We start from the raw sequence: 7,379 nt of genomic DNA, 5'->3' as shown, positions 1-7,379 counted from the left end.
ATGGGTCGGGAGCGAAGCCGGCCCGACACCGCGAAGGCCCCGCGCGACCCGAACAAGAAGGACAAGGCAAACGCCCCAGCAATCGCCCCGCAAGTTTCGCCGGTCGGAGCGATCAACATCGCTGCCGAGCTGCGCGAGCTGGCATCGCTACGCGACGCCGGAATCCTGACACAGCAGGAATTCGACGAACAGAGAATGCGCCTGCTGCCAACCTGATCCAGGCCCATGCCGTGTGTTCGTAACCCGGCGCTTAATCCCTCGCGAAGGGTTGAGCGACGTGTGCTTGCGCGAGGTGTGACGGCTGCCCGCGGGTTGTCGCAGCCGTTCGTCTCACTGCGTCGTGTGAGCTCCACCTGGCAGCGGATGTATTCATGCGTGCAGCGATCAAGAGCGAACAAGTCGTGCGATTGCGGCGGACGCTTCGGCCAATTTCGCGTGGGCCTGGTCGCCGCCCTCCGCGGCGGCGCGGGTCAGGCAGTGGTCAAGGTGCTCGTCGAGCAGATTCAGCGCAACTGACCGTAAGGCGCTGCTGGCGGCGCTGATCTGGGTGAGAACGTCGATGCAATACTTGTCGTCCTCGATCATCTTCGCGATGCCGCGGACTTGGCCCTCGATGCGGCGCAGTCGCTTGGCGTAGTTGTCCTTCTGCGCCGAATATCCGAGTGGGGTTGTCATCTATCCTCCCAGCGTCGTGGTCATCGGGGACCCGCGCCTACTGCGTGGTGACGAGGGTCAGCCATCGCAATGGCGTCGGTGTCGTGGAAGCGGTGCCAGGATCGCGGAAATGCGAGTGCTGATGGGCCTCATTATGGCACGTAGCATGCCGTATCGCGCCCGACGGGCGTTCGCCCGTTAGAGGGCGCACCGGGACCGGTGCCCGATTCCGGCTCGTGTGGCCCCGCACGTCAGGGGCAACGTTCTGTCAGCCGCATGGCTATTACAGTGAGTGCGGGACCCTCTCGACACCGACACGCGAAGTTGGAGCCGCACTACCCTTTGCGGGTACGGGGTACAGACCGTATCGTCGTTGGTGTGGACTTTCCCCTGCCTTCGTTCGGGCCTTCGGCCGACCCCCACCGGCGGCTGAAGGGGTATCGATCACGGACAGGTCTCGGCCAGGCGTCGACTCGATTTGGAGCGGGAATGGCCGCGACCGGCGGTGCTACGGTCGGGGTGTTATGAGATTGGCCAGCGCTAGCGGAACGCCACGGCTGCGGTATGCGGTGGCGGTGGGGGCTGCGGCGTGGTTGGCGATGTGGGGGGTGCTGATCGGCGCCCACAGCATCATGGGGCATCCCCAGTCTTCGCTAGCCCATCCAGCGCACGCGTTGGTGGCTTCGCTGGGTGGCGAGTTCACCGTTAATGTCGATCATCCGCATGTGGGCAAGGGGTCCTCGGGCGGCCATCATGAGCAGTTCACCACAGCGGTGCTGCCCCGCTCGGGTGCCGCGCTGGTGACGCTGGCGGTGTTGGGTGCGGTGCTGGCCGTGGCCCTGACCGCTGGGCCGGCCCGGTTTGGGCTGCCCGCCGGGCGGGGCCCGCCCCGTACCCCGGCTTTTTCTGTTACCGGTCAAGACGTCTTGACCCGGTTCTGCCTGTCTCGTCGCTGACTGGTCAGCGCCAGGCCGTTTCTGCCCTTTGCGGCGGCGGCCGGCGATCGTTGACCCCTATCACCATGTGCCGCGCACCGATATTCGCGGCTTCCGCGTGAAAGCGACGAATCCCATGGCTGAAATTCTGCCTTTCGACAACACAGGCGTTCATCCCGTTGCGGCACTGAAGGTCATCAAGCCGCGGGACTGCGCACCCCCCGCCCCCGCCACCTCCCGGCGACCCGCCGCCCTGGTGGGCAACACGCCCCTGCTGCGGATCTCGGCCCCGCTGACCCCACCCGATCGCGGGTTTTGGGCCAAGTTGGAGGGGTTCAACCCCGGCGGCAGCATGAAAGACCGCCCCGCCCTGCACATGGTCGAAGCCGCCCGCGCCCGCGGCGAACTCACACCCGGAGCCCGCATCGTGGATTCCACCAGCGGCAGCCTGGGATTGGGCCTGGCGCTGGCCGGCCAGGCCTACGGGCATCCGGTCACCGTGGTCACCGACACCGGCATGGAACCCATCGTGCGCCACATGCTGGCCGCCTACGGCGCCCAGATCGACCTGGTCACCGAACCCCACCCGATCGGGGGCTGGCAACAAGCCCGCAAAGACCGCGTCGCCCAAGTCCTGGCCGCCGAGCCGGGGGCCTGGTGCCCCGACCAATACAGCAACCCCGACAACATCACCGGCTACCAGTCGCTGGGGTTGGAGCTCATGGACCAGCTCGGAAACGTCGATGTGCTGGTCTGCTCGGTGGGCACCGGCGGACACTCCGCCGGTGTGGCGCGGGTGCTGCGCCGATTCAACCCCGACATGAAACTGATCGGGGTCGACACCATCGGCTCGACGATTTTCGGCCAACCGGCCACCACCCGGCTCATGCGCGGGCTGGGCTCCAGCATCCACCCGGCCAACATCGACTACCCCGCCTTCAACGAAGTCCACTGGGTGGCCCCGGCCGAAGCCGTCTGGGCGGCTCGCACTTTGGCGGCCAGCCAGTTCGCCAGCGGCGGCTGGAGCGTGGGGGCCGTGGCGCTGGTCGCCGGTTGGGCCGCACGCACCTATCCCAAAGACACCCGGATTGCCGCGGTGTTTCCCGACGGACCGCAACGCTACTTCGACACCATCTACAACGACGATTACTGCCACCAACACCAACTCCTGGGCTGGCAACCCACTCCCCACCCCACCACCCTCATCGACCCCAACCAACACGTCATCACCTCCTGGACCCGCACCACCACCATCACCAACCCCACACTGCTGCGCGGGGCAGTACCGATCCGGAAGGCGGCTGCGGGGATACAGGGAGGAAATGGCTCAGTCGAGGTGAAGATTCCTGCATAGCCCCGCTGCACGAATTGCACGAGCAGGAACCCCATTGGGTCACTGCACTGGATGAAAAATACGAGAGGACGTAATACAGTAATGGTTTCTGCAGCAACAGGCAGCCAACCGGTACAGCAGATTCTGGACCGCGAGGACGTTGCACTGCGCGTGCTAACACGCAGCGATATCGCCGACATTGCGATCAGTCCCAGTGAGGTAATGGAGCTGGTCAGGGGCGCTTATCTGCGAGTGGCCGATGGTTCATCTCGGGCGCCGGCCAAAATCATGATGCGCTCGCCGTACCGGGATTCGGCTGCCTATGCGATGCCCGGCTATGACGGCGGTTCACAAATCACGGCGTTTAAAGATTATTATATGCAAAACGACGACGGGAAAAAAGAATACATCACCATTACGCTCTACGACGATAAGGCGGGTTTGCCGATAGCGTTTATGGACTGCTTCCGAGTGACCGCGCTACGAACGGCCGCCAACACCGCGCTGATCGCGGGCGCATGCGCACCGCCGGGGGCTCGCACCGCGCTGGTGACCGGTTCGGGCGCTCAAGGCCGATACACCTTTCCGTTCCTGTGGACTGCTCTGCCGGACTTGGATCGGCTGCTGTTGTTCGGCACCCATCCGGATGGCATCGCCGCCGTGCGCGCGTATGTCCGCGAGCAGCACCCCGACCGAGACATCGAAGTCGTCACCGACCCCGAGAAAGCCGCCAACGAAGCCGATGTTCTGGTCGCGACGTCGGCTGGCCCGGCCACTGAGGTCAAGTTCCGCACCAGCTGGCTCAAGCCAGGGGCGCTGTTCGTCTCGGTCAACGGGACCGGCGTGCACTCGTCCTCGCTGCGCGACGCCGACTACGCCGTCGCGACGAGCGCGGGCCAACTGGCGGTGACGGGCACCCGCTTCGCCGACGAGAACGGCTCGTTACGCTTGGACGCCGAGCTTCCCGACATCCTCGCCGGACAAGCACCGGGCAGGCGAGACAAGGATGACCGGGTCTTCGTTTTCAATAGCGGCATGGCCATCACCGACATCCCCGTGGCGCACGAACTGGCCGCCCAAGCGATCGCTCGTGGACGCGGACAGGAAATCAGGCTGTGGAGCTAGCACAGATGCCCTTGTCGCTGCCGGCGGTCGAGCCGGAATGGTTCCGCGAAGTCATATCTGATCGTTCGTTGGTAGCCGATATGGCTCATGCGGTCGGAGGCCCGTTTCACGTGCTGTTCGCGCCGCAGTTCGCCCGAAACCTGAAGGCGTTTACCGATGTGCTCGACTCGGCGGGCGTGGAAGGGCAAGTATTTTTCGCCAAGAAAGCCAACAAGGCGGGGTGCTGGTTGCGCGTCTGCGCGCAGGTCGGCGCAGGTGTCGATGCAGCCAGCGCCCCGGAATTGGTTCATGCGCTTAGTTGCGGTGTGCGCGGTTCAGACATCGTGGTCACCGGGCCCGCCAAAAGCGAACATCTGCTCTGGCTAGCTGCCCGCCACGGTTGCTTGATCGCAGTGGACGCCCTCGACGAGCTCGACAGGGTTATCGCGCTGGTCCATCGCGGCGAGAGCGTCCGGATCTTGTTGCGGGTGCTTCCGGAGGTGAACCCGCAGAGCAGATTTGGTCTGGACCCCACAGAATTGGATGCCGCGCTACAACAATGCGCCAGGCAGCGGTCGCGTGTGTCCATGGAAGGATTCTCGTTTCACCTCAACGGATACGAGGTCGCGCCACGGGCGCAGCTGGCGGCCCAGCTGGTTGACCGTGTCGTTGAGGCACGTGCGCAAGGGCTGGCGGCAACGTCCATTTCTATCGGCGGCGGATTCGCAGTGAGCTATCTCGACGGCGAGACGTGGGACCGGTTCTTGCGCGACAGCACCGAAAGCGACTTTCACGCCGGCAAGACGTTCACCCACTTCTACCCCTATCATCAGGAGCCGACCGGGGCCGACATGTTGGCCGCAATCCTCGCCAGCGAGGACACCCGCGGCCAAGGCACCGTCGGCGACCGGTTCGCCACAACGGGAACCAAGCTCCTGCTCGAGCCCGGCCGCGCGTTGCTCAACGGGACAGGGTTCACCGTTTTTCCCGTGCAGGGATTCAAGCGGCGCGGCGACTACGGGATCATCACCGTTCTCGGGCTGAGCATGAGCTTGTCGGAGCAGTGGAAATCCAGCGAGTTCCTCCCAGATCCGACGCTGTGGCCGCAAGAAAGCTCGGACGAGCTGCAGTCGACGGGCCCGGTCCGATGCTGCGTCGGCGGGGCTAGCTGCCTGGACTATGACATGCTGACCTGGCGAAAAGTGGAGCTACCGCGGCAGCCGCGTTATGGTGACCTGCTGATCTACCCCAACACCGCTGGCTACCAGATGGACAAGAACGAATCCGAGTTCCATGGACTCCCCTTGCCGCCGAAACTCGAGGTGACTTGTGACGACGAGGGCCGGTTTCGCTGGCGCCCCGACCAGAACGGTGATCGCTTGTGAGCCAGGCGCCCGTGGGTGAAAACCGCCGGGTGCGGCTTGCTCCGCTGATGCGCACCGGCCGGCAGCTCACCGCTTTGGCGGCACCCATCGCGGGTGTGCAATTCGCCCAAGTTGCTTTGACCACCACCGATTTGGCCATGATGGGACTGATCGGGGTGCAAGCCATCGCCGCCGGTGGGCTAGCCGCGATCCTATACAACCTGATGCGCACCATGTGCGTCGGTGTAGTCACCGCGGTGGGAAACCTGGTCGCCACTGCAGCCGCTCAAGGGGAGGCACGTTCCGGAAGCGACCGCCCAGACACCAAGGCGCACACGGAGATCCGCCAGATCAACCGATCTGCCTTCTTGGTGGCCACCGTGACGGCTGTCCTTCTCGGCGGCGCGCTGATCGCCTTAGGCTATGTATTGCCCGTTTTCGGGGTGGACAAAGACGTGCTGGCCCTCGCGCGCCCCATGATGATTGCCTTAGCTCCAGGGCTGCTTCCGATGGTGTGGCTGAATGTGTTGCGGCAGTTCTCCGTTGGTATGCGCCGCCCCGGTCCTCTGTTGGCGGTCAGCATCGCCTCCATCGCACTGAACGCGGCGCTGGATTTGGTGTTCATCTACGGGCTGCTGGGCCTCCCCCGGCTGGGCTTGGCGGGCATCGGACTGGCAACGACGCTGGTGCAGGTACTCACCGTTGCGGCGTTCTATTTCATCCTGCGCCGCGACAATCACCTCGCCCCGCTGCTGTCGGTCGACGGCTGGAATGCCGACGCTGGAATGGCCCGCCACATTCTGCGGTTGGGAGTGCCTATTTCTTTGACGTACGGCTCGGAAGCCGGGATCACGTCGCTCGCCGCCGTGGTGATGGGAACCTTCGGCCCGATCGTGCTGGCCGCGCACAATGTGGTGACTCAGCTGACCCGCATCGCCTTCCAAATCAGCATCGGCTTATCCCATGGATCATCCATCCTCATCAGCCGTGCGACCGGCAAAGGTGATAAAGGGCAGGCCGAGCAGATAGCGGTCGTCGCGCTTCTTCTTGGGGTAACTAGCACAGTGGCGCTCGGACTGCTCTACGTGGTAGCACCCTACTGGGTTTTACGGCCATTTTTAGACCCCGCCGATTCGGCCACTATGGTGATCGCCAAATTCTTCCTCTTCTTCGCGATAATCCAGCAAATCGTGGACTTCACCCAAAACATCGCCGTGGGACTGCTGCGGGGCATCGGCAACACCAAAGCCGGATTGCGAGCAACCACGATCGGGTATTGGTTGGTTGGCCTGCCCGCCATGTTGCTCCTGGCGTTCCCGGCGCAATTGCATGGGGCCGGAGTGTGGATCGGGCTCAGCACCGGCTTCGCCGCGACGGCGGCGCTGCTGCTGCGACGGTTCCGTAAGGATCTGCCGCAAGCAGTCTGACCGGCGTCTGCGTTTTGATAGCGGGGGTTGACGTATAGGGTGCGGTCAGTGGGTTTTGTGGCGCGGTTCCGCGGGTTCGACAAGCCCAGCCGGATTCTGCTGATCAATCAGTTCGGCATCAACGTCGGTTTCTACATGCTGATGCCCTATCTGGCCGGCTACCTGGCCGGCCCGCTCGCGCTGGCGGCGTGGGCTGTCGGGCTGGTCCTGGGTACCAGGGATTTCTCTGAGCTGGGCATGTTCATCGTGGGGGGCACGTTGGCCGATCGGCTGGGCTACAAGTGGCTGATCGTGGCCGGATGTCTACTGCGCACCGGCGGGTTCGCGTTACTGGTGGCGGGCCAGTCCTTGCCCGCCGTGTTGATCGCCGCCGCGGCTACCGGTTTCGCCGGTGCATTGTTCAACCCAGCGATTCGCGCGTATCTGGCCGCCGACGTCGGCGTCCGCCGTGTCGAGGCGTTCGCGATGTTCAATATTTTCAATCACGCCGGCATCTTGCTCGGCCCAATTGTTGGACTTGTCCTGATGGCCATGGACTTTCGGGTCGCGGCGGCCGGCGCGG

General features: G+C 64.2%; 8 protein-coding genes. 7 read left to right on the top strand and 1 reads right to left on the bottom strand.

What is annotated here, in order from left to right:
- The coding region (locus JF781_RS26905) for an SHOCT domain-containing protein (protein WP_225341334.1) at positions 1–216 on the top strand (216 nt) is incomplete at its 5' end.
- Between the two features lie 168 nt (positions 217–384).
- Here JF781_RS26905 and JF781_RS26900 read toward each other — a convergent pair.
- Positions 385–675, bottom strand: coding sequence for a metal-sensitive transcriptional regulator (locus tag JF781_RS26900; RefSeq protein WP_008257501.1), 291 nt, complete (start codon positions 673–675; stop codon positions 385–387).
- A gap of 503 nt (positions 676–1,178) precedes the next feature.
- Between JF781_RS26900 and JF781_RS26895 the strand changes: the two genes are divergently transcribed.
- From JF781_RS26895 to JF781_RS26870, 6 genes are all read left to right on the top strand, one after another.
- A complete protein-coding gene (locus JF781_RS26895; RefSeq protein ID WP_225330565.1) occupies positions 1,179–1,610 on the top strand; it encodes a hypothetical protein in 432 nt (143 codons plus the stop codon).
- Between the two features lie 115 nt (positions 1,611–1,725).
- Positions 1,726–2,943, top strand: coding sequence for a PLP-dependent cysteine synthase family protein (locus tag JF781_RS26890; RefSeq protein WP_225330564.1), 1,218 nt, complete (start codon positions 1,726–1,728; stop codon positions 2,941–2,943).
- An 81-nt stretch (positions 2,944–3,024) separates the two neighbouring features.
- Complete coding sequence (locus tag JF781_RS26885) at positions 3,025–4,047, top strand: ornithine cyclodeaminase (protein WP_225330563.1); 1,023 nt, start codon at positions 3,025–3,027, stop codon at positions 4,045–4,047.
- A gap of 80 nt (positions 4,048–4,127) precedes the next feature.
- Positions 4,128–5,411, top strand: coding sequence for an alanine racemase (locus tag JF781_RS26880; protein ID WP_225330567.1), 1,284 nt, complete (start codon positions 4,128–4,130; stop codon positions 5,409–5,411).
- 11 nt (positions 5,412–5,422) lie between these two features.
- On the top strand, positions 5,423–6,817 hold the full coding sequence (locus JF781_RS26875; protein ID WP_225330562.1) for an MATE family efflux transporter: 1,395 nt from the start codon (positions 5,423–5,425) through the stop codon (positions 6,815–6,817).
- Positions 6,818–6,865: 48 nt separating this feature from the next.
- On the top strand, positions 6,866–7,379 hold a 514-nt coding region (locus JF781_RS26870), incomplete at its 3' end, for an MFS transporter (RefSeq protein WP_225330561.1).

The sequence above is a fragment of the Mycobacterium sp. WUMAC-067 genome (assembly GCF_020217485.1).
GTDB lineage: Bacteria > Actinomycetota > Actinomycetes > Mycobacteriales > Mycobacteriaceae > Mycobacterium.
Note: the sequence above shows the minus strand (reverse complement) of the source record. Positions and strands in the feature narration are given on the sequence as shown.

What these genes read in the sequence shown, in the direction of transcription:
- JF781_RS26880 (WP_225330567.1), top strand. Translation starts at nt 4,128, where the DNA reads ATGGCTCATGCGGTCGGAGGCCCGTTTCACGTGCTGTTCGCGCCGCAG.
- JF781_RS26890 (WP_225330564.1), top strand. Translation starts at nt 1,726, where the DNA reads ATGGCTGAAATTCTGCCTTTCGACAACACAGGCGTTCATCCCGTTGCG.
- JF781_RS26900 (WP_008257501.1), bottom strand. Translation starts at nt 675, where the DNA reads ATGACAACCCCACTCGGATATTCGGCGCAGAAGGACAACTACGCCAAG.
- JF781_RS26895 (WP_225330565.1), top strand. Translation starts at nt 1,179, where the DNA reads ATGAGATTGGCCAGCGCTAGCGGAACGCCACGGCTGCGGTATGCGGTG.
- JF781_RS26885 (WP_225330563.1), top strand. Translation starts at nt 3,025, where the DNA reads ATGGTTTCTGCAGCAACAGGCAGCCAACCGGTACAGCAGATTCTGGAC.